The organism is Luteimonas salinisoli (assembly GCF_013425525.1).
Lineage (GTDB): Bacteria > Pseudomonadota > Gammaproteobacteria > Xanthomonadales > Xanthomonadaceae > Luteimonas > Luteimonas salinisoli.
The window spans coordinates 50,153-75,800 of record NZ_JACCKA010000086.1 but is presented as its reverse complement, the minus strand read 5'-3'; the positions used below and the strand labels follow the sequence as shown (position 1 = coordinate 75,800).

Annotated in this window: 31 protein-coding genes; 23 read left to right on the top strand and 8 right to left on the bottom strand. The window is 68.5% G+C overall.

The features are described 5' to 3' along the window. The first annotated feature begins 7 nt into the window (after positions 1–7). The 12 genes from H0E84_RS15695 to H0E84_RS15635 all read left to right on the top strand — a co-directional run bounded on the left by H0E84_RS15695 (position 8) and on the right by H0E84_RS15635 (position 12,238). Positions 8–337 carry a hypothetical protein gene (locus H0E84_RS15695; protein ID WP_180679583.1) on the top strand — a complete coding sequence of 110 codons (330 nt, stop codon included), beginning with the start codon at positions 8–10 and terminating at the stop codon, positions 335–337. Positions 338–448: 111 nt separating this feature from the next. Continuing rightward, positions 449–2,557, top strand: coding sequence for a prolyl oligopeptidase family serine peptidase (locus tag H0E84_RS15690; protein WP_180679582.1), 2,109 nt, complete (start codon positions 449–451; stop codon positions 2,555–2,557). A gap of 69 nt (positions 2,558–2,626) precedes the next feature. Continuing rightward, a complete protein-coding gene (locus tag H0E84_RS15685; protein ID WP_180679581.1) occupies positions 2,627–4,777 on the top strand; it encodes a S9 family peptidase in 2,151 nt (716 codons plus the stop codon). A gap of 389 nt (positions 4,778–5,166) precedes the next feature. After that, positions 5,167–5,601, top strand: coding sequence for a YbaN family protein (locus H0E84_RS15680; RefSeq protein WP_180679580.1), 435 nt, complete (start codon positions 5,167–5,169; stop codon positions 5,599–5,601). Next, entirely contained in the window at positions 5,598–5,987 is a 390-nt protein-coding gene (lptM, locus tag H0E84_RS15675; RefSeq protein WP_180679579.1) for an LPS translocon maturation chaperone LptM, read from the top strand. The genes H0E84_RS15680 and lptM overlap by 4 nt, the downstream gene beginning before the upstream one ends. Before the next feature lie 4 nt (positions 5,988–5,991). Beyond that, positions 5,992–6,852, top strand: coding sequence for a diaminopimelate epimerase (gene dapF, locus H0E84_RS15670; protein ID WP_257644248.1), 861 nt, complete (start codon positions 5,992–5,994; stop codon positions 6,850–6,852). Then, positions 6,849–7,523 (top strand): DUF484 family protein, encoded by a 675-nt coding sequence (locus H0E84_RS15665; protein ID WP_180679578.1) that lies wholly within the window; start codon positions 6,849–6,851, stop codon positions 7,521–7,523. The genes dapF and H0E84_RS15665 overlap by 4 nt, the downstream gene beginning before the upstream one ends. 141 nt (positions 7,524–7,664) lie before the next feature. Continuing rightward, on the top strand, positions 7,665–8,606 hold the full coding sequence (gene xerC / locus H0E84_RS15660) for a tyrosine recombinase XerC (RefSeq protein ID WP_180679577.1): 942 nt from the start codon (positions 7,665–7,667) through the stop codon (positions 8,604–8,606). 401 nt (positions 8,607–9,007) lie between these two features. Then, a complete protein-coding gene (hslV, locus tag H0E84_RS15655; RefSeq protein ID WP_180679576.1) occupies positions 9,008–9,559 on the top strand; it encodes an ATP-dependent protease subunit HslV in 552 nt (183 codons plus the stop codon). A 97-nt stretch (positions 9,560–9,656) separates the two neighbouring features. Beyond that, positions 9,657–11,036 (top strand): ATP-dependent protease ATPase subunit HslU, encoded by a 1,380-nt coding sequence (gene hslU / locus H0E84_RS15650; protein WP_180679575.1) that lies wholly within the window; start codon positions 9,657–9,659, stop codon positions 11,034–11,036. 108 nt (positions 11,037–11,144) lie between these two features. Next, a complete protein-coding gene (locus tag H0E84_RS15645) occupies positions 11,145–11,417 on the top strand; it encodes a hypothetical protein (protein WP_180679574.1) in 273 nt (90 codons plus the stop codon). Positions 11,418–11,719: 302 nt separating this feature from the next. Beyond that, positions 11,720–12,238 carry a hypothetical protein gene (locus tag H0E84_RS15635; RefSeq protein ID WP_180679573.1) on the top strand — a complete coding sequence of 173 codons (519 nt, stop codon included), beginning with the start codon at positions 11,720–11,722 and terminating at the stop codon, positions 12,236–12,238. A gap of 224 nt (positions 12,239–12,462) precedes the next feature. Here the strand turns inward: H0E84_RS15635 and H0E84_RS15630 are convergent, their stop codons facing one another. The 3 genes from H0E84_RS15630 to H0E84_RS15620 all read right to left on the bottom strand — a co-directional run bounded on the left by H0E84_RS15630 (position 12,463) and on the right by H0E84_RS15620 (position 14,344). Further along, positions 12,463–12,660, bottom strand: coding sequence for a helix-turn-helix transcriptional regulator (locus H0E84_RS15630; RefSeq protein ID WP_180679572.1), 198 nt, complete (start codon positions 12,658–12,660; stop codon positions 12,463–12,465). Between the two features lie 19 nt (positions 12,661–12,679). Further along, positions 12,680–13,162 carry a hypothetical protein gene (locus H0E84_RS15625; protein ID WP_180679571.1) on the bottom strand — a complete coding sequence of 161 codons (483 nt, stop codon included), beginning with the start codon at positions 13,160–13,162 and terminating at the stop codon, positions 12,680–12,682. A 306-nt stretch (positions 13,163–13,468) separates the two neighbouring features. After that, positions 13,469–14,344: an alpha/beta fold hydrolase gene (locus tag H0E84_RS15620; RefSeq protein WP_219339778.1), complete on the bottom strand. Its 876-nt coding sequence runs from the start codon at positions 14,342–14,344 to the stop codon at positions 13,469–13,471. Positions 14,345–14,463: 119 nt separating this feature from the next. Between H0E84_RS15620 and H0E84_RS15615 the strand changes: the two genes are divergently transcribed. The 10 genes from H0E84_RS15615 (at position 14,464) to H0E84_RS15570 (ending at position 19,970) form a co-directional block, all read left to right on the top strand. Next, the gene (locus H0E84_RS15615; protein WP_180679569.1) at positions 14,464–15,324 is read left to right on the top strand and encodes a class I SAM-dependent methyltransferase; all 861 of its coding nucleotides are present in this window, start codon (positions 14,464–14,466) and stop codon (positions 15,322–15,324) included. A gap of 133 nt (positions 15,325–15,457) precedes the next feature. Further along, positions 15,458–15,730: an antibiotic biosynthesis monooxygenase family protein gene (locus H0E84_RS15610; protein ID WP_180679568.1), complete on the top strand. Its 273-nt coding sequence runs from the start codon at positions 15,458–15,460 to the stop codon at positions 15,728–15,730. Between the two features lie 33 nt (positions 15,731–15,763). Continuing rightward, complete coding sequence (locus H0E84_RS15605) at positions 15,764–16,282, top strand: demethoxyubiquinone hydroxylase family protein (protein ID WP_219339777.1); 519 nt, start codon at positions 15,764–15,766, stop codon at positions 16,280–16,282. 107 nt (positions 16,283–16,389) lie between these two features. Beyond that, on the top strand, positions 16,390–16,953 hold the full coding sequence (locus H0E84_RS15600; RefSeq protein ID WP_180679567.1) for a trypsin-like serine protease: 564 nt from the start codon (positions 16,390–16,392) through the stop codon (positions 16,951–16,953). 29 nt (positions 16,954–16,982) lie between these two features. Then, on the top strand, positions 16,983–17,429 hold the full coding sequence (locus tag H0E84_RS15595; RefSeq protein WP_180679566.1) for a hypothetical protein: 447 nt from the start codon (positions 16,983–16,985) through the stop codon (positions 17,427–17,429). Positions 17,430–17,521: 92 nt separating this feature from the next. After that, positions 17,522–17,896, top strand: a complete 375-nt coding sequence (locus H0E84_RS15590; RefSeq protein ID WP_180679565.1) for a hypothetical protein — start codon at positions 17,522–17,524, stop codon at positions 17,894–17,896. Positions 17,897–18,220: 324 nt separating this feature from the next. Beyond that, positions 18,221–18,490 carry an SHOCT domain-containing protein gene (locus tag H0E84_RS15585; protein ID WP_180679564.1) on the top strand — a complete coding sequence of 90 codons (270 nt, stop codon included), beginning with the start codon at positions 18,221–18,223 and terminating at the stop codon, positions 18,488–18,490. 545 nt (positions 18,491–19,035) lie between these two features. Continuing rightward, on the top strand, positions 19,036–19,266 hold the full coding sequence (locus H0E84_RS20895) for an addiction module protein (RefSeq protein ID WP_180679639.1): 231 nt from the start codon (positions 19,036–19,038) through the stop codon (positions 19,264–19,266). 33 nt (positions 19,267–19,299) lie between these two features. Then, on the top strand, positions 19,300–19,539 hold the full coding sequence (locus tag H0E84_RS15575) for a hypothetical protein (RefSeq protein ID WP_180679563.1): 240 nt from the start codon (positions 19,300–19,302) through the stop codon (positions 19,537–19,539). Further along, positions 19,536–19,970 (top strand): type II toxin-antitoxin system PemK/MazF family toxin, encoded by a 435-nt coding sequence (locus tag H0E84_RS15570; RefSeq protein WP_219339775.1) that lies wholly within the window; start codon positions 19,536–19,538, stop codon positions 19,968–19,970. Before H0E84_RS15575 ends, H0E84_RS15570 begins: the two co-directional genes overlap by 4 nt. 451 nt (positions 19,971–20,421) lie before the next feature. Here H0E84_RS15570 and H0E84_RS15565 read toward each other — a convergent pair whose 3' ends face one another. Together H0E84_RS15565 and H0E84_RS20550 are read right to left on the bottom strand one after the other, a co-directional pair. Then, positions 20,422–21,180 carry an XAC0095 family protein gene (locus tag H0E84_RS15565; protein ID WP_180679562.1) on the bottom strand — a complete coding sequence of 253 codons (759 nt, stop codon included), beginning with the start codon at positions 21,178–21,180 and terminating at the stop codon, positions 20,422–20,424. A gap of 334 nt (positions 21,181–21,514) precedes the next feature. After that, positions 21,515–21,835, bottom strand: coding sequence for a hypothetical protein (locus tag H0E84_RS20550; RefSeq protein ID WP_257644247.1), 321 nt, complete (start codon positions 21,833–21,835; stop codon positions 21,515–21,517). A 266-nt stretch (positions 21,836–22,101) separates the two neighbouring features. On the opposite strand from H0E84_RS20550, the gene H0E84_RS15555 reads away from it, so the two are divergent. Next, positions 22,102–23,898: a sensor domain-containing diguanylate cyclase gene (locus H0E84_RS15555; RefSeq protein WP_180679561.1), complete on the top strand. Its 1,797-nt coding sequence runs from the start codon at positions 22,102–22,104 to the stop codon at positions 23,896–23,898. 209 nt (positions 23,899–24,107) lie between these two features. On the opposite strand, the gene H0E84_RS15550 is transcribed toward H0E84_RS15555, so the two are convergent. From H0E84_RS15550 to H0E84_RS15540, 3 genes are read right to left on the bottom strand one after another with little or no spacing between them, the layout of a single operon-like run. Next, the gene (locus H0E84_RS15550; RefSeq protein ID WP_180679560.1) at positions 24,108–24,392 is read right to left on the bottom strand and encodes a DUF6290 family protein; all 285 of its coding nucleotides are present in this window, start codon (positions 24,390–24,392) and stop codon (positions 24,108–24,110) included. Continuing rightward, entirely contained in the window at positions 24,393–24,842 is a 450-nt protein-coding gene (locus H0E84_RS15545; RefSeq protein ID WP_180679559.1) for a UBA domain-containing protein, read from the bottom strand. Next, positions 24,790–25,419: a nucleotidyltransferase domain-containing protein gene (locus H0E84_RS15540; RefSeq protein ID WP_180679558.1), complete on the bottom strand. Its 630-nt coding sequence runs from the start codon at positions 25,417–25,419 to the stop codon at positions 24,790–24,792. The genes H0E84_RS15545 and H0E84_RS15540 overlap by 53 nt, the downstream gene beginning before the upstream one ends. Between the last annotated feature and the right edge of the window lie 229 nt (positions 25,420–25,648).

The following is a 25,648-nucleotide window of genomic DNA, read 5'->3' as shown; positions in this document are numbered from 1 at the left end:
GCGCGCCATGCAGACCGCAACGATGCCCCGATTCCCGCCCACCTCCGCCGTGCTGGCGACCCTGCTCGGCGGCGCACTGTTCCTCGGCGCGGTCGCGCTGCTGTCGCTGCCGCCGCTGCGGACCGGCGCCTTCGCCCTGGGCGCCGCGCCCCTGTGGCTGCTGGGCATGCCCCTGGCCAGCCTGGCGGCGCTGGCCATCCGTCACCTGGCGACCCTGTCGCGCCGCCGCAGCCCGGCTTCCTCCTCGTCGCCGGGCCTGCGGCGGCTGCGGCCTTCGGCCCCGCAGGCGCGCAAGCGCCCGGCCATGGCGCGCCCGCGGCTGCCCCGCGCGGCCTGAGGCGCACGCCCACAGGGGGCAAACGTGGGACACGACCATCGGCATAGCGGCGGGCGCCGGCGGCTGTGCTAGCGTTCGCGGTTTCAGCCGAAACCGTTTGCGGAGCCCTCGATGCCGAAACTGCCGTCTTTCTGCCTTGCCGCGGGTTTCGCCTTCGGCCTGGCCGCCGGCCATGCCGCCGCCCAGACCCAGGAGGCCGAGATGGCCGACCCATACCAATGGCTGGAGGACGTCGAGGGCGAGAAGGCCCTGGACTGGGTACGCGAGCAGAACGCGAAGGCCGAAGCCGAACTCGCCGACACCCCCGGCTTCAAGACGCTCGAGGCGGAGCTGCTGGCGATCTACGACTCCGACGAGCGCATCCCCGTCGTCGAGAAGATGGGCGAGTACTACTACAACTTCTGGCGCGACAAGGACCATGAGCGCGGCATCTGGCGCCGCACCACCCTGGAGGAGTACCGCAAGCCGCGCCCGCAGTGGGAAGTGCTGCTCGACCTCGACGCGCTCAACGCCGCAGAGGGCGAGAACTGGGTCTGGCACGGCGCCGACTGCCTGCGTCCGGACTACGAGCGCTGCCTGATCGCGCTCTCGCGCGGCGGCGCCGATGCCGACGTCACCCGCGAGTTCGACATGGCCGCGAAGGATTGGGTCGAGGACGGCTTCTTCCGTCCCGAGGCCAAGGGCGGCCTGCAGTGGATCGATCGCGACAACGTCTACGTCTACACCGACTTCGGCGACGGCAGCCTGACCAGCTCCGGCTATCCGCGCATCGTCAAGCAGTGGCGCCGCGGCACGCCGATGGAGCAGGCGGAGCTGGTGTACGAGGGCGAGCCCGGCGACATGTACATCGCCGCGGTCCGCGACCACACCCCGGGCTTCGAGCGCGACCTGGTCAGCCGCACCATCGCCTTCTACAACGACGAGCTGTACCTGCGCGGCGGCGACGGCGCGCTGGCGAAGATCGACGCGCCCAACTCCGCCAGCAAGAACATCCACCGCGAATGGCTCACCCTCGAGCTGCGCGAGCCGTGGACGGTCGGCGGGCGCGAGTATCCGGCCGGTTCGCTGCTGGTCGCGCGCCTGGACGACTTCATGGCCGGCGGCCGCGACTTCGAGGTGCTGTTCGAACCGACCGAGACCACCTCGCTGGCCGGCGTCACCTGGACCCGCAACCGCGCCGTGCTCAACGTGCTGGAGGACGTCAAGAACCGTCTCTCGGTGCTGACCCCCGGCGCCGACGGCTGGACCCGCGGCGAGTTCACCGGCGCCCCCGAATTCGGCACCGTCGCGGTCTCGGCCGTGGACGACGTCGAATCCGACGCGGTGTGGCTGACCGTCACCGACTACCTCACCCCCAGCACCCTGTCGCTGGTCGAGATCGGCGGGCGGCCGGAGCGGCTGAAGACCATGCCGGTCTTCTTCGATGCCTCCACCCACGCCATCGAGCAGCATTTCGCCGTCTCCGAGGACGGCACCCGGGTGCCGTACTTCCTGGTGCGGCCGAAGGATCTCGAACACGACGGCGACAACCCGACCCTGCTGTACGGCTACGGCGGTTTCGAGATCTCGCTGACCCCCGGCTACTCCGGCGGCACCGGCAAGGGCTGGCTGGAGCGGGGCGGCACCTACGCGGTGGCCAACATCCGCGGCGGCGGCGAGTACGGCCCGCGCTGGCACCAGGCCGCGCTGAAGGCCAACCGCCACAAGGCCTACGAGGACTTCGCCGCGGTGGCGCAGGACCTGATCGCGCGCGGCGTCACCTCGCCGCGGCGCCTGGGCATCCGCGGCGGCAGCAACGGCGGCCTGCTGACCGGAAACATGCTCACCCGGTACCCGGACCTGTTCGGCGCGGTGGTGATCCAGGTGCCGCTGCTGGACATGCAGCGCTATCACAAGCTGCTGGCCGGCGCCTCGTGGATGGCCGAGTACGGCAACCCGGACCTGCCCGAGGAGTGGGAATACATCCGCACCTTCTCGCCGTACCATCTGTTCGATCCGCAGGTCGACTATCCCCCGATCCTCCTGCTCACCTCCACCCGCGACGACCGCGTCCATCCCGGCCACGCCCGCAAGATGATGGCCAGGATGTCCGAGGCCGGGAAGGACGTGCGCTACTACGAGAACATCGAAGGCGGCCACGGCGGGTCCGCCAACAACCGGCAGGCCGCGCACATGGACGCGCTGTACTTCACCTTCCTGTGGCAGCAGTTGGGCGATTGACGCTGCGCTGACCTCGCCGGCGCACGCCGGCGGCCCCTCCATTGCGTTCCGTACTCCCGGACCCCATCCATGAAGCCCACTCCCTTCCTTCTCTCCTTGCTGCTGATGACCCAACAAGCGATCGCCACCGAAACGCCCGCGCCCCCCGACGCCGACAAGCGCCAGCACCAGGTCGAGGCCCCGCACGGCGCGGTGCGCGAGGACGAGTACTACTGGCTGCGCGACGACGCCCGCCAGGACAAGGATGTGATCGCCTACCTCGAGGCCGAGAACGCCTACGTCGACGCGGTGATGAAGCCCCTGGAGCCGCTGCGCGAGGCGCTGTACGAGGAGATCGTCGGCCGCGTCAAGCAGGACGACAGCTCGGTGCCGTACCGCGAGCGCGGCTGGTGGTACTACACCCGCTACGAGACCGGCAGGGACTACCCGATCCACGCCCGTCGCCGCGATGGAGAAGGCGTGGATGCCGCGTCGATCCAGCGCGCCAACGATGCCGGCGACACCGCCGGCGAAGAGGTCCTGCTCGAGGTCAACGACCTGGCCGAAGGCAAGGACTACTACAGCGTCGGCGACTGGCAGGTCAGCCAGGACAACCGCATGCTGGCCTATGCCGACGATACCAGCGGCCGCCGCCAGTACACCGTGCGCTTCAAGGATCTCGAGACCGGCCGCGTGCTGGAAGACGCGATCCCCGGCGTGTCCGCCAACCTGGTCTGGGCCGACGACAACCGCACCCTGTTCTACGTCGAGAACGACCCCGAGACCCTGCTGACCAAGCGCATCAAGAAGCACGTCCTGGGCACCCCCGTGGCCGACGACGTGCTGGTCTACGAGGAGGCCGACGACAGCTTCTACATGGGCATCGGCCGCACCCGCGACGACGCCTTCATCTGCATCCAGGTGCAGAGCACCGTGTCCTCGGAGATGCGCTGCGCCTCCGCCGCCGACCCGCGCGAGTTCGCGGTGTTCGCGCCGCGCCAGCGCGACGTCGAGTACGACGCCGACCACCACGGCGGCCGCTGGGTGGTGCGCACCAACCAGGACGCGCCCAACTTCAAGCTGATGACCGCGCCGAGCGACGCGCGCTCGCGCGAGCAGTGGCAGGAGTGGCTGGCGCACAGCGACGAGGTGTTCATCGAGGGCTTCGAGCTGTTCGACGGCTTCACCGCGGTCGAGGAGCGCTCCAACGCCCTGGAGCGGGTGCGGCTGATCAAGCCGGACGGCAGCGAGGAATACGTGCGCGCCGACGAGCCCGCCTACTCGATGGGCCTGAGCATGAACTCCGAGCCGGACACCGAATGGGTGCGCTACGGCTATACCTCGTTGACCACGCCCGCCACCACCTACGAGCTCAACGTCGCCACGGGCGAGCGCCGCGAGCTCAAGCGCCAGCCGGTGCCCGGCTACGACCCCGCCCGCTACGTCACCGAGCGGGTCTGGGCCGAGGCCCGGGACGGCACCCGCATCCCGGTGTCGCTGGTCTACCGCAAGGGCTACGAGAAGGACGGCAGCGCCGCGTTGCTGCAGTACGCCTACGGCAGCTACGGCGCCTCGATGGATCCGGGCTTCAACCAGGCCGTGGTCAGCCTGCTCGACCGCGGCATGGTCTATGCCATCGCCCACATCCGCGGCGGCCAGGAGATGGGCCGCAAGTGGTACGACGACGGCAAGCTGTTCAACAAGATCAATACCTTCACCGACTTCATCGACGTCACCGATTTCCTGGTGGGCGAGGGTTACGCGGCGAACGACCGCGTCGCCGCCTACGGCGGCAGCGCCGGCGGCCTGCTGATGGGCGCGGTGGCGAACATGGCGCCGGAGAAGTACGCGGCGATCCTGTCGCAGGTGCCGTTCGTCGACGTGGTCACCACCATGCTCGACCCGAGCATCCCGCTGACCACCAACGAGTACGACGAGTGGGGCAATCCGGAGCAGGCCGACTACTACGCGTACATGCTCTCGTACTCGCCGTACGACAACCTCAGCGCCCAGGCCTACCCGGCGATGTTCATCGGCACCGGCCTGTGGGATTCGCAGGTGCAGTACTGGGAGCCGGCCAAGTACGTCGCCCGCCTGCGCGACCTCAACACCGGCGAGGGCACCGTGGTGTTCCGCACCAACATGGATGCCGGCCACGGCGGCAAGTCCGGGCGGTTCCGCCGTTATCGCGAGCTGTCGGAGATGTACGCGTTCCTGGTCGACCGCCTCGGCGCGCACTGACGCCGGTTGCGGCACCCCACAGGAGCGCCGCCCCCGCACCGCAGGAGCGCCGCCCCCGTAGGAGCGGCCCATGGCCGCGAAAGCCGCGGGAACCTCCGGTCGGGTCGGCGGCGATCCCCGCCATGGCCAGCCGCGCCGGCCTTCGCGTGCATGGCACGCTCCTACGGATCCACGCCGTGTCGGGGATGACGGCCGATGCGCGGCGTCCCGTAGGAGCGGCCCATGGCCGCGAAAGCCGCGGGAGTCTCCGCCGGGGTTTGCGGTGATTCCCGGCATGGCCGGCCGCGCCGGCCTTTTCGCGTGCATGGCACGCGCTACGGATCCACGCCATGTCGGGATGAGCGTGTCGGTTGCGGCCGCGCGCGGCGGTCGCGGATATCATGCCCGGCATGGCCGAGCGCATCCGATTCCGCTGGGCGTGGTGGCTGCTCGCCTATGTCAGCCTGGGGTTGGGCGTGCTGGGCGTGATCCTGCCCGGGCTGCCGACCACCCCGTTCATCCTGCTCGCCGCCTGGGCGGCGGCCCGCGGCTCGCGGCGGCTGCAGCGCCGTCTGTTGTCGCACCCGCATTTCGGGCCGATGATCCGCAACTGGCGCCGCCATGGCGCGGTCGAACGCCGCAGCAAGCGCCTCGCCCTGGCCACCATGGCTGTCTGCGCCGTGCTCCTGGCGGTGCTCATGCCGCTCAATCCCGCGCACCGCTGGTGGATGACCGCCCTGCCGATCGCTTGCATGGCCATCGTCGGCACCTGGCTGTGGCTGCGTCCGGAGCCGCCAGCGCCGTCGTCGTCTTCGCGCCCATCGCGCGCTAGACTGCGGCCATGAACGCACGCACCTCGCTCGCCCTGCTGTTGTCTGCGCTGCTGCTCGCCGCCTGCGGTAACAAGGCCGACCTGTTCCGTCCGCCGCCGCCCGAAATCGATGCCGGAGAAGACGCGGCCAGCCCGGCCGACGAGGACGGCGCCGGGGAGGATCCCGATGCGGACGATGCCGCCACGCCTGCCGATGGCGCCGATGCGGCGCCGCCATCGAGCCCCCTGCCGCTGCCGCCACCCGGTATCGAAGCCGGCGAGGGCGCCCCGACCGATGCCGGGACCGGCGCCGGTGCCGCGGCCACGCCGTCGGCGCCGGCGGACGCCGCCGACGCTGGCAGCGTCCCGGACGACGACGGCAATCCAGACGACGATGCCGGCGATGGTGACGGCGGCTGAAACGATGGCCGACGGCAAGCCGCGGACCGGTGCGGGGCTGCGTTTCTCCAAGATGCACGGTGCCGGCAACGACTTCGTGGTGCTCGACCTGCGCGATGGAACCCCGCCGCCCGGGCCCGCGCTGTGCCGTGCCCTGGCCGACCGCCACGCCGGGGTCGGCTGCGACCAGATCCTGACCATCGAGCCCGCGCGCAGCGCCGGGGCGGCCGCCGCCTACCGCATCTGGAACGCCGACGGCAGCGCCTCGCAGCAGTGCGGCAACGGCGCGCGCTGCGTGGCCGCCTGGCTGCTGCGCGACGGCGCCGCCACCGGCGCCGGCTTCGCGCTCGACAGCCCCGCCGGCACCCACGCCGTCTCGCGCCTGGACGACGGGCGCCTGCGCATCGCCATGGGTGTGCCCGAGTTTTCCCCGCAGGCGCTGCCGTTGGCCGGGTTCGGCCAGGCCGCCGACGACTACGTCCTCGATGTCGACGGCGCCGCCGTGCGCTTCGGCGCGGTGTCGATGGGCAACCCGCATGCGGTGATCGAGGTCGACGACGTCGACGCCGCCCCGGTCGCCACGCTCGGCCCGGCCCTGCAGGCAAGCGGCGCGTTCCCGGAGTCGGTGAACGTCGGCTTCGCCCAGGTCGTCGACCGGAGCCGCATCCGCCTGCGCGTGTACGAGCGCGGCGTCGGCGAGACCCGCGCCTGCGGCAGCGGCGCCTGCGCCGCCGCCGCGGTGCTGGTGCGGCGCGGCCGCGTCGACCGCGACGTCGCCGTCGAGCTGCCCGGCGGCACCCTGCGCATCGCCTGGCCCGCAGCCGACGCCCAGGTCACCATGGCCGGACCGGCCGCATTCGTCTTCGAGGGGGTATGGAACGCATGAGCAGCACCGTGGAAAAAATCGGCGCGCACGAGATCGCCGCCTGGCTGCGGCGCCACCCGAAGTTCCTGCAGCAGTTCCCCGACCTGGCGCTGAGCCTGGTGGTGCCGCGCGAGGACGGCCCGGCCGCCTCGCTGGCCAGCTACCAGCTGGAGGTGCTGCGCGATAAGAACCGCGAACTGTCGCGGCGGCTGCAGGACCTCTACGCCGTCTCGCAGGAGAACGAGCGCCTCGCGGTGCGCACCCACCAGCTCACCCTGGCGCTGATGAAGCAGGCCAACGCCGCCGCCACCGTGCGCGCGATGGCCGCGTCGCTGGCCGAGGACTTCAACGGCGACCTGGTGCGCATCGTGCTGTTCGCGCCGGTGCCGGGCCTGGACGATGCCGAATGGCTGCAGGTGGTGCCGCGCGAGGATCGCCTGCTGCAGCCGTTCGGCGACTGCCTGAAGAGCGGCGAGCCCCTGTGCGGCCGCCTGCATCCCGACAAGCAGGCGCTGCTGTACGGCCCGCGCGTCGACGAGGTGCAGTCCAGCGCGCTGCTGCCGATCGAGGGCGTCGGCCTGGTGACGGTGGGCAGCCGCGAGCCGAACCGCTTCTATCCCGGCATGGGCACCCTGTTCCTGCGGATGATGGGCGAGGCCTTCGCGGTCGCCCTGCGCCGATTCGATGGCTGACGTCGTGGCACCTGCGCCGGCCGCCGCCCGACACCGCCTGGATGGCCGGCGACGGGCGGCGTACCGCCCCGTGGTTCCGGCGTGGATCGTCGTGGCGTTCAGCGGTACGAAACGCCGGTCGAGCCATCGGCCCGCCGAACGATGAAAACGCAGCCGGCCCCGGCTGCCGCGGACCAGGCCCCCGGGGTGGCCACCGCCCCCGAGGTCGTCGAGTTCCTGCGCCATCTCGAGGTCGAGAAGCGCACGTCTCCGCACACTCTCGATGCGTATCGCCGCGACCTGCACGCGCTCGCCGCCTGGGCGCAGGGGCAGGGCATCGTCGATCTGGTGCGCGTCGACAATCCCGGCGTGCGCGCCTTCATCGCCGCCGAACACCGCCGCGGGCTGGCGCCCAAGAGCCTGCAGCGGCGCCTGTCCGCCTGCCGCAGCTTCTACCGCTGGCTGCTCCGGCACGGCCGCATCCAGGCCGACCCGAGCGCCGGCATCCGCGCCCCCAAGGCCGCGCGCAAGCTGCCGCAGGTGCTGGACCCGGACGAGGCCAAGGCGCTGGTGGAAGTGCCCACCGACGTCCCGCTGGGCCTGCGCGACCGCGCCATCCTCGAACTGTTCTATTCCTCCGGCCTGCGCCTGTCCGAGCTGTGCGCGCTGCGCTGGCGCGACCTGCAGCTCGACGACGGCCTGGTCACCGTGCTCGGTAAGGGCAGCAAGCAGCGCAGCGTGCCGGTGGGCTCGCATGCGCGCCGCGCGCTGGCGGCATGGCGCGCCGAAACCGGCGCCGCGGCGGACGCGCCGGTGTTTCCCGGCCGCGGCGGCGCGCCCATCACCCCGCGCGCGGTGCAGCTGCGCCTGCGCCTGCTGGCGCAGCGCCAGGGCCTGTTCAAGCGCGTGCACCCGCATCTGTTGCGGCACAGCTTCGCCAGCCACGTGCTCGAATCCTCCGGCGACCTGCGCGGCGTGCAGGAACTGCTCGGCCACGCCGACATCGCCACCACCCAGATCTACACCCACCTAGATTTCCAGCACCTGGCCAAGGTCTACGACGCCGCGCACCCGCGCGCCAGGCGCAAGCCCGAAGGCTCCTGAGTTACCAGGCGACGGCCCCCCGTAGGAGCGTGCCATGCACGCGAAAGCTGGCGCCGCCGGCAATCCCGCGAACGCCGCACCACCTGATGTCACCATCGATCGGCCGACGCGCCCGCGGCCTTCGCGGCCATGGGCCGCTCCTACAGGACCTCGCCGCAACCGAACGTTCGCCCCCGTAGGAGCGTGCCATGCACGCGAAAGCCGGCGCGGCTTGCACCCAGGGAAAGCCGCGCCCCTGGTATCACCTTCGCCCGGCCGGATGGTCACGCGGCTTTCGCGGCCATGGGCCGCTCCTACGGGCTTGCGGTCTGCGGCACGCCGCTTTCGCGCCGGCGCCAGCCGACACCCTTGCCCCGGCCCGGTTTGGCCCCCACACAGGGAATTCGACCCCCGGAGCGCCCATGGACCCAAGCCGCCACCCCGACGTCTTTCACGCCACCACCATCGTCTCGGTGCGCCGCGGCGAGCGCGTCGCCATCGCCGGCGACGGCCAGGTCACCCTCGGCAACACCGTGATGAAGGCCAACGCCCGCAAGGTGCGCCGCCTCGGCAAGGACGGCCAGATCCTGGCCGGCTTCGCCGGCGCCGCCGCCGACGCCTTCACCCTGTTCGAACTGTTCGAGACCAAGCTGGAGAAGCACGGCCAGCTGCTGCGCGCCGCGGTGGAGTTCGCCAAGGACTGGCGCACCGAGCGCCGCTTCGGCAAGCTCGAAGCCCTGCTGGCCGTGGCCGACCGCGAGACTTCGCTGATCATCAGCGGCACCGGCGACCTGATCGAACCCGAGGACGGCCTGGTCGCGATCGGCTCCGGCGGCCCCTACGCGCTGTCCGCCGCGCGCGCGCTGCACACCCACACCAACATGGACGCGAAGGACATCGCCATCGAGGCGCTGAAGATCGCCGGCGACGTGTGCATCTACACCAACCGCAACGTGGTGGTCGAAGAGCTGTGAATCTGGAGTCGGGAATGGGGAATCGAAAGAGCCCTCCGTCCCGCCCGCGACAGCCTTCGCGCTTCTACCCATTCCCCATTCCCGACTCCCGATTCCCATGAGCGAAGCGAACACAACCATGACCCCCCGCGAGATCGTGCAGGAGCTCGATCGCCACATCGTCGGCCAGCAGCAGGCCAAGCGCGCGGTGGCGATCGCGCTGCGCAACCGTTGGCGGCGGATGCAGCTCGACGACGAGCTGCGCAACGAGGTCATGCCCAAGAACATCCTGATGATCGGCCCCACCGGCGTGGGCAAGACCGAGATCGCGCGGCGCCTGGCCACCCTGGCCAATGCGCCGTTCGTGAAGGTGGAAGCGACCCGTTTCACCGAGGTCGGCTACGTGGGCAAGGACGTCGAGCAGATCATCCGCGACCTGGCCGACACCGCGGTCAAGATGTTCCGCGCCCAGGCCAAGCAGCGGGTGCGCACCCAGGCCGAGGAGCGCGCCGAGGACCGCATCCTCGACGCGCTGCTGCCGCGCCGCGAATCCGCGCCGCAGACCTTCGGTTTCAGCGCCCAGACCGCCACCGTCGACATCGGCGCCGAGCCCTCGCGGCAGGAGTCCGACACCCGCCAGAAGCTGCGCCGCCAGTTGCGCAGCGGCGAGCTGGACGAGCGCGAGATCGAGCTCGAACTATCCGCCAGCAGCGGCGTCGACATCATGACCCCGCCGGGCATGGAGGAGATGGGACAGCAGCTGCGGCAGATGTTCTCCAACCTGTCCGGCAGTCGGACCCAGAAGCGCAGGCTGACCATCCGCGCTGCGCGGCCGCAGCTGATCGAGGAGGAGGCCGGCAAGCTGGTCAACGAGGACGAGGTGCGCGAGGCCGCCATCGAAGCCTGCGAACAGCACGGCATCGTCTTCATCGACGAGATCGACAAGGTCGCCAAGCGTGGTGAGAACATCGGCGGCGGCGACGTCAGCCGCGAGGGCGTGCAGCGCGACCTGCTGCCGCTGGTGGAAGGCAGCACCGTCAGCACCAAGTACGGCTCGATCAAGACCGACCACATCCTGTTCATCGCCTCCGGCGCCTTCCACGTCGCCAAGCCCAGCGACCTGATCCCGGAACTGCAGGGCCGCTTCCCGATCCGGGTGGAGCTGGCGGCGCTGACCAAGGACGACTTCGTGCGCATCCTCACCGAGCCGCGCGCCGCGCTCACCCTGCAGTACGTCGAGCTGATGAAGACCGAGGGCGTGCAGCTGCGCTTCGAGCCCGAGGCCGTGGAGCGCCTGGCCGAGATCGCCGCGCAGGTGAACGAGCGTCAGGAGAACATCGGCGCGCGCCGCCTGCACACCGTGCTCGAACGCCTGCTCGACACTCTGAGTTACGAGGCCCCCGACCGCAGCGACAGCGTGGTCATCGACCGCGCCTACGTCGATGAGCAACTAGGCGGGCTGGTGGAGGATCCGGACCTGAGCCGGTACATTCTCTAGGTGCGGCCGCACGCCGGACGCAAGCACGGGCGCCCAGGCTCAGCGGCGCCATCCACCCGGTCCGAACCCGGTTCGCAGGTCGGCTGGGTTCAGGCGCCAATGGCAGCAATGCGCAAATTCCCGTCCACAAGCTCACTCATCCTGGCCGCTGTCGGCATTTCTGCGGCGGCCGGTGCTGTCCTTTGCACCTTTCCCGCGAATCCGCTCATCTGGCAGGCGGCCGCGTGGACACTCGTCGCGGCGCTGACGGGGCTGCTGGCACTGGTCCTCGTCTCCGGTTACGTTCTCGCGGTGGACCGGGCGGCACGGACCTGGCAGCGCACCGCCACGTTCCTGCTGGGCCTTGCGTGCCTGGTGCCGGTTGCGCTTGGCTTCTTCTAGGGCGTTGTCGTGCACGCCGACGTCGTGCCGTGGCGCCATCCTGCCAGACGGGAATTTCAGTTCGGGGAATGGCAGCGCAACGCCATTCTTGCACGCGCCTTCGAGCCTGCCTCGATCGATGCCGATCTGGCGATTCTGCTGACGAAGGCAAGACAACACAGCATTGCCCTGGTGGACTCGCGCCACGCCGGTGATCCCCGGCAACCCCAGACCTTTGGTCGCCGTCAGGTCGCCTCTTCCAGTAGTAGCATCCATCCTGAGCCATGGGCCCGGGGGAAGTGGAGATGCCGCCTAGCAACGACATGAGAGCCCTGGTCGCGCTTCTCGCAGCCTTGTTCGTTACCGCGGCGTTCCCAGCGAACGCGTGCTCGGTGACGCGTCCTCTTGCGAAGTTCGTCCCGGACCAGGAGGCTTTCGAAAGTGCGCACGACTTCTATGTCGCGCTGGATGTCCCCGCGCCGGTCGTGAAGGTCCGGGAGCTCGTTCGCGCATCGGCGATGGTGGCTGGTAGTTGCCGCAGTCTGACTTGGGTCACGCTGGAGGTGAGCGTCCCGCCGGGTTCGCCTTTCAGCCTCGAAGAACTCGGTTTCCTGTTCCGAGCCCCGAACGGACCCGAGCAGGACCGCTTCATGGCGTTCCCCAACTTTCCCATCGTGTCGTCGGAGTTCACGCATGACGGCGAAGCTTCCGTGTTCGCCTTCGCACTGACTGATCCTCCAGAAACCCGCGACAGCCCGTTCTCCCTTCAGCTCGAGGTACTGGCCATCAACGGCGGCCTCCAGATCGGCCCGCCGTCACTAGTCCATATTGGCAAGTTCTGACCAACACGTGCATTGCGGTACGCGACCATGTCGACTTTTACCATCACAGGCGTCTACACCCGGCCCCGGGGTACCGCTTCAGGTCGAGTGCAGCCGCTGCGCGGTTTGTCTTGCTACCCATGCCGGCATTCGCGTCGTGTCGCATCTGCCGCCCCCGCGCAAGCGCTGGCTAGCGCGCAATCGCGGGAGTGGCGTTCGTCCTCCGAAGCCTCCAGCATCCTCGCTCAGGCATCCGTCTTGTCGAACACTTCCTCGACACTGAGGCCGAAGGCGTCGGCGATGCGGAAGGCGAGCGGCAGCGATGGATCGAACCGGCCGTTCTCGATGGCGTTGATGGAGTTGCGCGAGACGCGCACGCGCTCGGCCAGTTCTGCCTGGCTCCACGCCTTCTCGGCACGCAGCACGCGGATTCGGTTTTTCATGTCGACGTCCGCCCGCCCGTCATGACGGTTCCCCCGGTCCTTCCATGCGGCGCTGCCAGATCGCGGATGCGACGATGACGGCAACCAGCTGCATGAGGACGACCAGGATGAGGCCGAGGAAAAGCGCCAGATGCACGGCGCCGCGATCTGGCGTGTCCGGCGACCCGGTGCTCAAAGTGTTCACCAGGTCGATCAGCCAGTTGGTCACCGGCGGTAGCAGCAGCAGCACGACCGTGGCGTTCGCGCCCCAGACCCAACCACGGGAGCTGGCGAATCCTGCGCTAGCGATCTGCACTTCATCCAATTGCCGCTGCAGCCGGTGAGAAATGAAAAGGGCGTAGCCCATCACGAAGATTGATGCCGCGGCGGTTAGCGCCAGGACGAGCGCATCGTCCTGCTGCTTCAGCCACGGGATCGCGGCAACGAAGCCGACGACCACGATGACGACCGGCGAAAGCCAAAGCGTGTACCGGCCGATCTTTCCGGGAGGGTGGATGGTCATGAGAGTGTTCCTTGGCAAGAGGGAGCGCGGACGAGCGTTGCGGACAGACAGCGCGACGGCGCCCCGACGGGGTGAGCGGAGGCAGCGGCCCGAACGGGCGAATCAGGAAGCGCTCGGCAGGTGCACCGCAAACTTCCCTAAACGCAAAGCTAGCTTGTCATATCCAAGTGCCAATGACAAGTGTTGTTTGCAACAGGACTGGAGCAGCGCCTAGTCGCGGCCACCCGCTGCGGTTTTCGGCCCCGAACGACCAGCTTCTCCGGTCCGCCAGCTCACCGCTGCACGGCAGCGTTCGCGGCACGGTGGTCAGGCCCTGGGTGCGTCACCAGTCTTCCGTTCGCTCGCCGCGCGGTGGATGAAGTCGAGCATCAGCGGCACGGCCGTGGCCGCATGCGTCTCGAGCAGCAGGTGGCCGGCGTCGAGGATGTGCGCCTCCATTCTCGGCAGCGCGCGCATCCACGACAGCACCTCGGCCAGATCGAAATAGATGTCGTGCCTTCCCCACACCATCAAGGCGGGCGGCTGCCAGCGCTCGAGGTACCTGGCGACGTCGTCGAAGCGTGCGGCGTAGTTCGCGTAGTCGTCGATCAGCGCGCGCTGGGTGTCCAGGTGGCCCGGCAGGTTCATCACCCGCCAGTCCTCTTCCCAGCGTTCGGCAGGGATCCGCTCGGCCACCTCCGGCGGGACGCCGGAAACGTAGGTGTCGCGGGTGCCTTCGAGGGTCAGGTGCGCGGTGACCGCCGCCGTGTTCTCCGCGTTCGGCTGCGACCAGTACTCCAACTGCGAAGCCCACCCCGGTCCCCATCCCGACCGGTGCGCGTTGGCGTTCTGGACGATGAGCCCCAGCACCTGCTCCGGCGCCTGCATCGCGATGTGCAGGCCCACCGGCGCGCCCCAATCGTGCAGGTAGATGAAGCGCGGCCCGACCCCGAGCCGCTCCAGCAGCTCGGCGATCGCCTGGCCCATGGCGGAGAACGAGACCGACGGAAGCACGTCGGACTGGCCGTGCCCGGGCAGATCCGGCGCGATCACATAGGCGGCCTGCGCCAGCGCTGGCACGACTGACCGGAACATTCGCGCCGAGTTCGGGGTCCCGTGGAGCAGCAGCAGGGCGGGCCTGGAGGCATCGCCCACCGTGGCGTACGCCAGCTCGGTGCCGCCCGACAGGCGAAGTCGCTTCATTTTCATACGCCCATCCCAGCCTGGATTTGAGACCATGGAAAGGGCGAAGGGGTTATCGATGGGTGAGAATCCCGGCAACGGCGTCTAACGAATCCAAGGTTGGCGAAGAGATCGACTCCATGAGCACTCGATCGAGTGATCCAGCGCGCCGTACCGACGACCAGCGCCAGCACTGGGACGGCGTCGCCGCCGGCTGGAAGCAGTGGTGGCCGACCATCGAGCAGGGCGCGCAGGCAGTGAGTGCGCGGATGCTCGAGTTGGCGGCGGTCGCGCCCGGCCAACGTGTGCTGGACATCGCCACCGGCATCGGCGAGCCCGCATTGCTGGCGGCAGCCCGTGTCGGCCCCCGGGGGCGGGTGCTGGCGACCGACTGCTCGCCCCGGATGCTCGCTATCGCCCGGGAGCGGGCCGCCGGGCTGGGCTTGGCGAACGTGGATTTCCTGGAAATGGATGCACGGGAACTGGAGTTTCCGGACGACAGCTTCGACGCCGCTCTCTGCCGCTGGGGCATCAGCTACCTGCCCGATCCGCCGACCACCGCGGCCGCGATCCGGCGCCTTCTGGTTCCCGGGGGATCGTTCGCCACGTCGGTGTGGCAGGCGGGGCCGAGGGGCCGCCCCATGGTGGGCCTTGCGATGGCTGCCGCCATCGAGACGTTCGACCTGCCGCCGCCGTCGGAGCCCGCCGTACCTGCTTCCGGCTCGGCAGAAGCCGCCCTGGCGCAGCAGCTGGTGCTTGCCGGGTTCACGGATGTACGCGTCGAGGAAGTCGCGCTGACATTGGAATTTCGGTCCGCCGACGACTGCACGCAATACCTGATGGACGTCTCGCCGCAGTTTTCCGCGCTGCTCCTCGGCAGAACGTCGACGGAGCTGGCGGAATACCGACAGAGACTCGGCGACCGGCTCCGGCAGTACACCACGGCCGATGGCAGCGTCAGGGTGCCGAACGTCGCGGTCTGTGCCGCCGGGCGCGCATAAGGCTGTGGCCGCAGGTTCGTCGCCGCGCATCCCACCTAAGCGCGAACCGCCTGGCACTGCTCGACACCCCGGATGGCACCGGCCTACGCTCGCACCTGAGGGGCCCAGCCAGCGCCCGCCATCGGGAGGCACCATGATCGTCACCATCGCCAACGTCACGGACTTCGACCAGTTCCTGCGGACCTTCTCGAACGAGGGCGTCGCGAAGCGGCGCGAGCACGGCTGCAAGGGTGCCCACCTCATCCGCGACCCCGACGACCCTCAGCGGGTGTGGGCGTTCTTCGACTGGGCACAGGAGGATTACGAAGGCTTCCTCGCCGATCCGGAAGTGCCCGCGATCGCGCGGAAGCTCGCGCTCCGGGAGCCGCCGGTGAAGGTCGGACCCGTTGCGGAATACGACGCTTGAGGCTGCTTCCTGGCAAGCCGCGGAGAAGCTCATTTGGCCAGTGATCTCGGCAATCGCATCATCAAGATTAACCACGCCGGCGAGCATGGCGCCATCTGTATCTATACAGGCCAGATTCTCATGGCTCGCCTCACTGCACGAGGAATGATCGGCGAGCTCACCGAGTTCCGGTCGCACGAACGCCGGCATCGGGACATCTTCCGCGCCGAGCTGCAGCGCCGGAGGCAGCGGCGCTGCCGTAGCTATTGGCTTTGCGGTCTCGGCGGTTTCGTGCTCGGCGCCACCACCGGCCTGCTCGGACCCAGCGCCATCGCGGCCACGACCGCCGCAGTAGAGAGCGTCGTACTCCGGCATCTCCAGCAGCAGCTTGTCGCTTTGCGTGACAGCGACTCGGCAGCCGCTTCCGCCATCTCCTCGATCGTCGCGGAAGAACAGCAACACCACGACCGCTCCGCAAGCCAGGTCCAAGCTGGTAGATTCTGGCCCAAGGTCCTCGTCCCCATGGTCTCCGCCGCCACTGAATCGGTCATCTGGCTGGGGATGCGGGCGTGAGGAATTGCCGTTAATCCGGGCAGACGCCGTGCCACGGTGCGGCCGCTCAATCCGTTCCGCTTCGCGGCCGGCCCGACCTCACCCGCTGGCTCCCAATGGAATCACGCATGACTCGACTCTTGCTATTACTCCTTCTGGGAGCGTCCTCGGCCGCCCACGCCATCGTCATTCGCGACGACGTCGACGATGCGGAGTATCGGATTCCCGCCGCCGAGTTTCCCGCGCTCGTGGACATGCCTGGCGACGGCCACGGCACGTTGATCGCACCCCGGTGGGCCGTGACCGCCGCCCACACCATCCCGCTGCATTTCGAACTCAAGCAGGTCGTGATCAACGGCATCCCCAGGAGGGTCGAACGCGTCGTCATCCATCCGGGATACAAGGCGCTGCCGCAATCGCTGATCGACCAAGCCATGGCCAGCGGAGAGGCCGTGCTGATCGTGACCTTTCTCGCCTCCTCCGACGACATCGCGCTGATCGAGTTGACCGATCGCGTGACGGATGTCGCTCCTGTCGCGCTCTACGGCGCCAGCGACGAGCATGGCCAGGTCGTCAAGATCGTGGGGAAGGGCAGGACGTCCCGGCCCGGGCGCTACGGTCATGCCGCCTGCAACGCCCGCGTGAGCCATTACATCGAGTGGATCGACCGCGTAGTCTCCGAGCAGCCGTAGAAGGTGGCTGACCAGCAAGGTGAGGATCTATGCCCCATCGGGATTCGCGACTCGCGGCACCGGGCCCTGACGAGCCCGGTCCGGCGCAGGCGCTAGGTGCGATGCCAAAGATCAGGGTAGCCCTCGGCTTGCTTCTCTACCTCGCAAGCTGCCTGGGCCTGTTGATCGCGCCTGCATACATCACATTGCCGCTAACCGCGTACTCCGCGGATTTCGTCGCGTCTCATGGTCCGCGCATTCCCGCCTTCAGTAGTCTTGCGCTCCTTGTCATGCCCCGCGCCTGGCTCATCTGCTTTTCTGTTCTGGCCGCTTCTGTTGTGCTCGCTTTTCTAGCATTTCGGAAAGTCGAAGATCGAGACACCAGGCTCTACTGGATCGGGGTGTTGGCCAACATCAACTTCTATACGGTGCTGCTTATGTTCGGCATGGTCTTGATCGGCTTCTTCTTGCTTCCAAGACTCGCAAATGGCGTCTGAAAAATCATTCAAGATAAGAGACTTTTCGGGTCAGCTCGTTGTCTTGGTGATTGACAGTCCCGCTACACCGAAAAACGCGCTAATGGCCCTATATGAAAGCTTTCCTCGTCGTCGCTCTAGCCTTGTTGACAAGTTGCAGCATCGCGAACGTATTCCGGAGTGGCAACGACGACATGTGCCGGTACCTGCTTGTGGAGCTGGACCCTCACATGGAGGGTGCAATTGCCCGCGAGTCGAGGCAAGAGCCGCCTCAAGGCGCGCTGACCCAGGGCTACTCGCGCGGGGCTTGGGACGCCTACTGGAATCACCGCATCTACCATTTGTGGGACGTGGGGCCGAGCAGCTGCAATGGCACCTACGAAGGGCCTTCCGGCCCCGAGATCATCCGGCGCGCTGTTCTGCGCCGCCAGGAGGTCGGATTGCCATCAATCAATCTCGAGGAACGTAACCGTGACAAGTCGCTGTAGGGACGGCAAGTCGTGCAAACCGAAACCGCTCCGCGCTTCGGCTTGATTCAGGGACGGCGCGGGGCGTCCATGTTGGTCGCACATGCTCTCTGCACCGCCGCACTGATGATGGCGTTCGCTGCGGCCGGCGCGCGCGCCTAGCGAGGCTCCGTCCAACCCGGCGTCGTGGGATCCGGAGCTCCTGGGGCTGCCTTCCGGAACGGAGGGCTCCCTGCCGGCGAAATGGCGGAGCATCTGACATATCATTCGGGACAGGCCCGCCGCGCGGTCCGCCTGGTTCAGGCGTCGGGCGCCTGATCAGGACTCACAGCAACGGGGGAGGCTATGGGCAGCTTCGACGTTTGGCACTGGATCGTCCTGCTTTTCATTCTTGGCGTTCCGGCTGCAATCATTGGTCTGATCGTCTGGCTGGTCGTTCGCGCTTCAAGAAGGCCGGTGTCCGCTGCAGGAGCTGCAGCACCGCCGGTCGGCCCGGCCGGGTCACCCTCGTCTGCGGAATCACGCCTCCAGGAGCTCGCTTCGTTGCGAGCCAGGGGGTTGATCACGGAATCCGAGTATGGGCAACGGCGCACCGCCATACTCGATGGCATCTAGGCGCATGGCTCACGATTGGTCGGCTCATCTCCAGGGTTGGAGCCTATGGAGCTGTCGGCATGAGCGCAAAGTTCGAAAGAAAGCTACTTCGGCGTTTGCTGGACCAGCGAGACCATCCCCCGCGCAAGCAGTGGTGGGGCGAGCTTCTTGGTCAGTCTCATCCTCTGGACACTATCGTTCTGCGTGCTGATGGTCCTTTTTTCGCTTCGGTCCGGATGCCCATTGGACGGATGCGCTGCTCGCGGTCTTCTGCATTGGCGTCGGGTTCTTCATTGCCCACGGAGCGTACAAGTCGATCTACGCGGCTCAATGGCCCTTGGTCTCGAGCTATCTGGACCGCGGTCGCATTGAGGAGCGACTTCGTGAGCTCGACATCTAGCATGCATTCCAGCCGAACGCGCTTCGCGGCTCCGCAAAAAGCATCGCGTTAGGGCGTTCTATGCGACCGTCTTGCCCCCACTGCAGAGAATCCGCGTTTTCGTACCGCGCTCTGCTTTCCGTACACCCCTACCCCGGAGAGTTCACTCCAGCATCCGTGGCCTGTCCTGCTTGCGGCAGCGCATTACGAGGCCGAGCGGATCCAGCTTGCCGAGGACATCTGGGGCAGTATCGTGGCTGAAAACCCCGAAGCCGCGACCCTGACACCCGCTCAGCTGCAGGAGGTTCGGGCGCGTTTGGGTGCTCACGAACAGGACCCGTCCTCAGCCGTACCGTGGGATCAGGTTCGTTCGGAGCTTTTTCAGCGCAATCGTTGCCGTGCTTCTCCATCGGCGTGATCCATTCAAGCTAACCCCTACTGGGGGAGTGACATGCCCACCCTCTCCGAGCTAGAAGCGCGTCTCGACGACCTGCAGAACAGGTTGCCCAGCATGATCGAGCAGCACCCGGACCCGGGCGCGTTCTGGATGGCCTTCATCGCCGAGGCGGACCCCATCGTGGAACAGGCCGGCGCGCACGCAGCGCTGGCATCCAGGCGCATCCAGGCCATGCTCGCCGAGCACGACCGCTACCTGGTCGACACCCAGCTCGACGATCCGGACGCGAGTTGACCGGCCATCGCGGCGGCCAGCCCGCCGCCCACACGCGCGGTGAGAAACGGCTCGCAACAGCAGGGAACACGGCGTTGATCAACTACGGGGACATCTTTTGGGTGGCGGCGGACGAATCGATCGGTGCCCTGTCCGGATCGCCGCATCCGCAGGTCGTGGTGCAGAGCGACGTCTTCAACCATTCCAGGATCGCGACGGTCGTGGTCTGTTCGCTCAGCTCCAACCTCAAGCGGGCGTCCGAGCCTGGCGTGGTTGTGCTGGAAGCGGGGGAGGGCGGCCTGGATCGGCAAAGCGTGGTGATCGCATCGCAAGTGTCGAGCATCGCCAAGGATCGCCTGGGGGAGCGCATCGGGTCGCTTTCCAGTCAGCGAGTGGACCAGGTGGTGGCCGCGTTGCGCTTCCTGCAGGCGTCGCACTTCCGCGGCCGCTGAGCTTCGGCCTTGCAGCGCATTTGCGCGGACCCGAGTTGCTTGCAAGCAGGCGGTCTGGTCTCGTGAATAAATGACACTAAAAAGATCCCTTTAGTGTCATTGATGATGTTCTGCCAACGGCCCGTGGCCGGTGTTTGCCTGGTGGCCGAACACCTGCCGTCCTGCCTGCGGAGGCGCCTGGTCGAGCTCGGCCAGCCCTTCGTCGTGCCCGGGTCACAGCTGTGCTGGCCCGCGATCGACAGCGGGAACGGCAGTCCCCCGTAGGAGCGGCCCATGGCCGCGAAAGCCGCGGTCGTCTCCGCCGGGAGCGGCGGTGATTCCTAGCATTGCCGACCGCGCGGGCCTTCGCGTGCATGGCATGCTCCTACAGGTAACGGCTCACCGCCAAGCACACCCGGTTTCACGCAATAAGCGCGACCTCCGGTCGTGCGCCCCCGGGGGCGCGACAGGATCAGTGTAGGCGCAAGCTGCGCGGTCGGCCGGTGCGTTCCGGCCGCCACACTGCGGGCAGTGGGCACGTCGGGTCGGGCCTGGCGCCCGTCGCCTGGCGCCCGGCAACGGCGCCGTACGCGGCGCGCGCTTCGCCAACGCCCACTCGCGGCTCAAGGCCGTTCCCCAGCCGCTGCGCCTCCACGTCGTCCAGAAGCGCGCGCACGGTGGTGGCCGCATCGTGGATCGCCTCGCCCAGGAACGGCACGGTGGGGTCGGCCAGGTCGGCGGCGCGGCCGGCCGCCAGCACGTCGCCGTGGGCGGCGATGGCCTGGACCAGGCGCTCGAGCGCGTCGATCTGCTCCACGGTCACGCCGTAGGCGAAACGTTCCGCGGCGGGACCGTAAGGCGCCGGCGCCGCGGACACGGCATCGCCCTCGCGCGCAGCCGCCTCCGCAGGCACGGCATCGCCCTCGCGCGTCTCCGCCGCCGCGGTGTGCAGGGCATTGCCCGCGTACGCCCGCGCCGCCGGCTCGCGCCGCGCGGGCCAGGTCACCTCGGCCAGCACCCGGTCGGTCTGCTCGGCCAGTAGCTCCAGGCAGAACGCCAGTTCGCCCATGTGCACCTCGGGTGCGGTTTCCCGCGTTTCGTCCGCCACGCGCGGCTGCGCCAGCCGTGCCAACAGCCTGATGTGATCGCCCAGCCGCACCAGCCGGAACTGGGCGTCCTCCGGCAGGAAATAGCCGGGCACCTGCGCATCGTTCGATTCTTGGTTCGACATCGTCGCCTCCTCCTTCCATGAAGTGGCCGCCCGCCGCAACGCGGCCGACGGGAAGTCGGGAGGCTAGAAACCGCAAACAGACGGCGGGCTTATTCCCCTTGCGGGTGTTGTATTCACCGCCCTCCCGACGCAGGCATCGCGTCGGTCGTGCCCCGGAACGTGCGGGCACAAAAAACCCACCGGGTTTTCGGAGGTGGGTACCGCTGTTTGAGGAGTTTCTAGGCTCCGTGACTCGAATTTGCTCCCCGCGCTTGCGCATGTCAAGCGTGCGGATCGCTGGCTGCGCCCGTGCCCGGCGGCGGCCGTCAGGCGCAGCTTGAGTGTCGGGTATTCGTCAGGTACGCAGCTTCAGCGTCGGCTCTTCGTCGAGGGTGCCGTCCTCGCGGATCACCACGTGGCGCGTCTCGTCCTGGTCCAGCAGCACCGGGATCGGCGCCTGGAACAGCGGCCGGCGCACGAAGGCCAGCCGCCAGCGAAAGATCTCCATCGCCTCCAACGTGACCTGCTGCGGCGGCGTGAGGCCGGTGCGCAGCGCAACCGCGCCTACTGCCGGTGCGCGCTTGCGGCGCTCCGGGGTGCGTGATGGCGCGGCGGGCCGGGGCGACGACCAGGGGCCGGCGACGACGGTACTGGCGCGTTGTTGGCTGTGTGGCATGTCGTAACTCCAGAACGGACCTTCCCGGGGCCCGACCTTGCGGGCGCGCCGGTCGGCAGGCACCTGTCACCGGCAAACCATGCAAAGCCCGTGCCCCAGCTCCGTGGGCTTCACCTTTCCCCCGAGCACGCGGAACGGGAATAGAGCGCGCAAGAAGTACCGGTTGCGTCACGAAAAGCACGCCACGCCCGGCCCGGGCGCCCCGCGCGAATGACAAGCGGCCCGCCGCTGCCTACAGTGCAGGCGCCCCTATTCACGAGGACGGCATGCGCCAGCGCCCGACCCTGCCACGCACCTACTGGGCCGACCGCAGCATCCTGGCGGTGCTGATCGCCAGCACCGCCTGGCTTTCGCTCACGCTGGCGCGCGGGCCGGGCGAACTGGCGGCGATCTGGGTGGGCAACGGCATCCTCACCGGCTGGCTGCTGTCGCGGCGCACCGCCACCTGGCCGGCCTACGTGCTGGTCGCGTTCGTGGCGGAACTGCCCGCGCGCATGCTGGCCGGCGATGAAGCCCTGTATGCCGTCGCCATCGCCGCCAGCAACCTGCTGGAAGCGCTGATCGTGGCCGGCGCGGTGCGGCGCCTGGTGCCGGACACCCGCGACCCGCGCAACTGGATGCGCCTGGGCGGCATCGCCACCGCGTCCACGCTGCTGGCCGCGGCGGCGGCCGGCGCGCTGGCCGCGGGCGTGGCCCACACCCTCAACGCGCAACCGTTCCTGCCCGCGTTGGGCAGCTGGTTCGCCGCGCACGTGGTGGGCATGGTGGTGGTGGCGACGATGACCCTGGTGGCGCTGCGCGAACGGCTGCGCGTGTTCGTCGCGCCCCACCGGCGGTGGGACCTGGTGGCCACGCTTGCGCTGCTGGTGGCGGTGGCGACTGGCGTGTTCCTCAATTCCCACGCCGTGCTGTTCCTGGCCTATCCGCCGCTGTTGCTGATGGCGGTGCGCCACCGGTTCGTGGGCGCGGCGCTGGGTGTGATCGCACTGGCGCTGGTGGCCGCCATCGCCACCACCCTGGGCCACGGCCCGCTGTGGCAGCAGGGCCTGGACGATGACGGCCGCATCGCCGTGATCCAGCTGTACATCGCCGGCGGCTGCCTGCTGACCATCCCCGTGTGCCTGGCGATGGCCGAACGCGACCGCCTCGCCGCCCGCCTGCGCGACAGCGAACGGCGCTACCGCATGCTGGCCGATCATTCGCACGACGCCATCACCCGCGTGCGCGCCGATGGCGAACGCACCTACGTCTCGCCCTCGGTCACCGAGATGCTGGGCTGGCAACCCGACCAGATGCAGGGCCCGCACTGGGCCATCGTCCACCCCGACGACCGCGAGCGCCAGCGCGAGGCGATGGCCGACGCGCTGGCCACCGGCCAGCCGCGCACCGACATCTACCGGCTACGCCACAAGGACGGTCAGTACGTGTGGGTGGAAGCGGTGTCGCGCGCCATCCCCGCCGACGACGGCAGCGGCCGCATCGACCTGATGATCACCGCGCGCAACATCGACCGCCGCGTGGCCACCGAACAGGCGCTGGAAGAAAGCCGGCGCGAGCTGGAACGCCAGTCGCGCGTGGACGCCCTGACCGACCTGGCCAACCGCCGCCAGTTCGACGAGCGCCTCTCGCTCGCGTGCAGGCGCCTGCAGCGCCACGGCAACCCGATCGCCCTGCTGTGCCTGGACATCGACCACTTCAAGGGCATCAACGACGGCCATGGCCACGCCACCGGCGACATCGTGCTGCAGGTCTTCGGCAAACGCCTGTGCGACAGCGTGCGCGACACCGACCTGGTCGCCCGGCTGGGCGGCGACGAGTTCGTGATCCTGCTGGAAGACGCCGCACCCGCCAGCGCCGAAACGGTCGCGCGCAAGATCTTGGACGCGATGGCGCGCCCGGTCGAGGCCGGCGACGTGCAGCTCACCGTGAGCACCAGCATCGGCATCGCCTGCACCGCGCAGCCCATCGATCCGGCCACCCTGCTGGCCCAGGCTGATACGGCGCTGTACGTGGCGAAGAATGCGGGGCGCAACCGGTATCACGTTGCTGGCGTGCCCTCATAACAAGCCCCCCACACTGGTGGACGACCGAACCGAACCGAGCCCGCCCCACCCCTCTCCCGCTTGCGGGAGAGGGGCAGGGGTGAGGGCAGCAGGTCAGGACACCGGCCGAGAGGCACTGACCAAGGGCGGTGAAGTGCACATGAGCCGAATAACGGAAGTATTCAGCTCACATCCATAGCGAAACGCGCGCCAGCCGGACGGGCTCCACCCTACCTGGTCAGTTTCCTGGCCGCTAGCCGCTCAACGCGCATCCCTGCGATGCGTTGCTTCAGCAAGGTGCGTACCTCCTCCCACGGGATGGCCTCCCCGGTCTCCAGGAACTGCGCATAGCGTTGCTCTGCAACCGCATGGAAATCGGCGCGCTGCTCGGCCAGCGTGATCTTCTCGGCGATCGCTTCCAGAATGAAGGCTTGTGAAGTGGTGCCGGCCGCCTTCGTCGCGCGGGCGAGGCGGGCCTTCAGTTCCTCGGGCAGGCGGATGGTGATCGTGCTCATTCATCTATCCCCAATCGCGTCGGGACGGTTCGCGCGCAGCCAGGTTTCGGTATGCGCCAGAAGCTTCGCCGCTTGCACCAGGGCTTCTGCCAGCGTGGCCTCCGACACCGGATCGCCCTCGTAGTCGGTCACATTGCGCTGCCGGCGCAAGGCGTCGAGCACGATGATGTCATCCCTGGCCACGCCCATCGTATGTCCCAGGCACTGGATCGCCGTCTGGTGGTGGCCCGGCTGGCTGGTGGAGGTGCGGTAGCCCCGTACCCACAGCCCGAGCATCGCGCACTGCATCACGCATTTGTATGCCGCATCGAAACGGTTGTCGGGGCTGATGCGGTCCACCCGCGCATCGGCCAAGTTGCGGCGAGCCGCCTCCAGCAGCTTCCGGATCGCCGCAGGATCAGCCGTGTGCGGCTGCAGCCGGCGGATCGCCAGCAGGTTCTCCAATGTCATCCTTGTCTCCGATCACCATCAGCTTCGGTCCGTCCAACAGCTGCCTGGCGAATGCATCGCCCGCTGCCAGCTTCCGCCTGAACTCCGTGGCCGAATACACCACGGGATTGATCTCCCGACCCAGCTCCGCCTGCGCCGGGTGGATGGCCCGGACCACGTCCGCGAACCCCGCTTCCCCGATCACGAACAGGTCGACATCGCTCCCCGCCACCTCCGCACCCCGGGCCACCGAGCCGAAGATCCAGGCTGCCTTGAGGGCAGGCGCCAGGGGCGCGAGCGCCTCTCGCAGCACAGGTACGGCACCATGGGTCTTGCGGAACATTGCTGCCAGCTCGCCGTAGAGCGCGGACGCCCGATCGGCCTGGTAGCGCACCTGGTTGCCCTGCTCGCGGCGCAGCACCAGTCCGGCGGCAACCAGCTTGTCCAGCTCCCGTCCGAGGGTGCCGGCATGGCTGCCGGTCAGCCGCGCCAGTTCGCGCAGATGGAAGCTCGCCTCCGGCTGCAGCAGCAGCACGGCCAGCACCGCCTGGCGGGCCTGGCCGAAGAGGAGATTCATCAGGGCGGTGTTGTTGCTCATTCGGCAATGATTGTTGCCCGTATGGCAACATCAAGCAACTGCCGTCAGCCGAGCACTCCGGCCGAACGCCCGAGATCTCACGCCCGATCCGCTCGTTGCGGTACAAACGGTCGCTGCCCTCGCCGGCATTCCTCCGGAGTCTCTGTCACGACTCGAGCGCGGCAAGCGGGCCGAACTCGGCTCCCGCAAACTCTTGCCCCTGCAGGTTGTACTAGGCGTGGAACTCCAG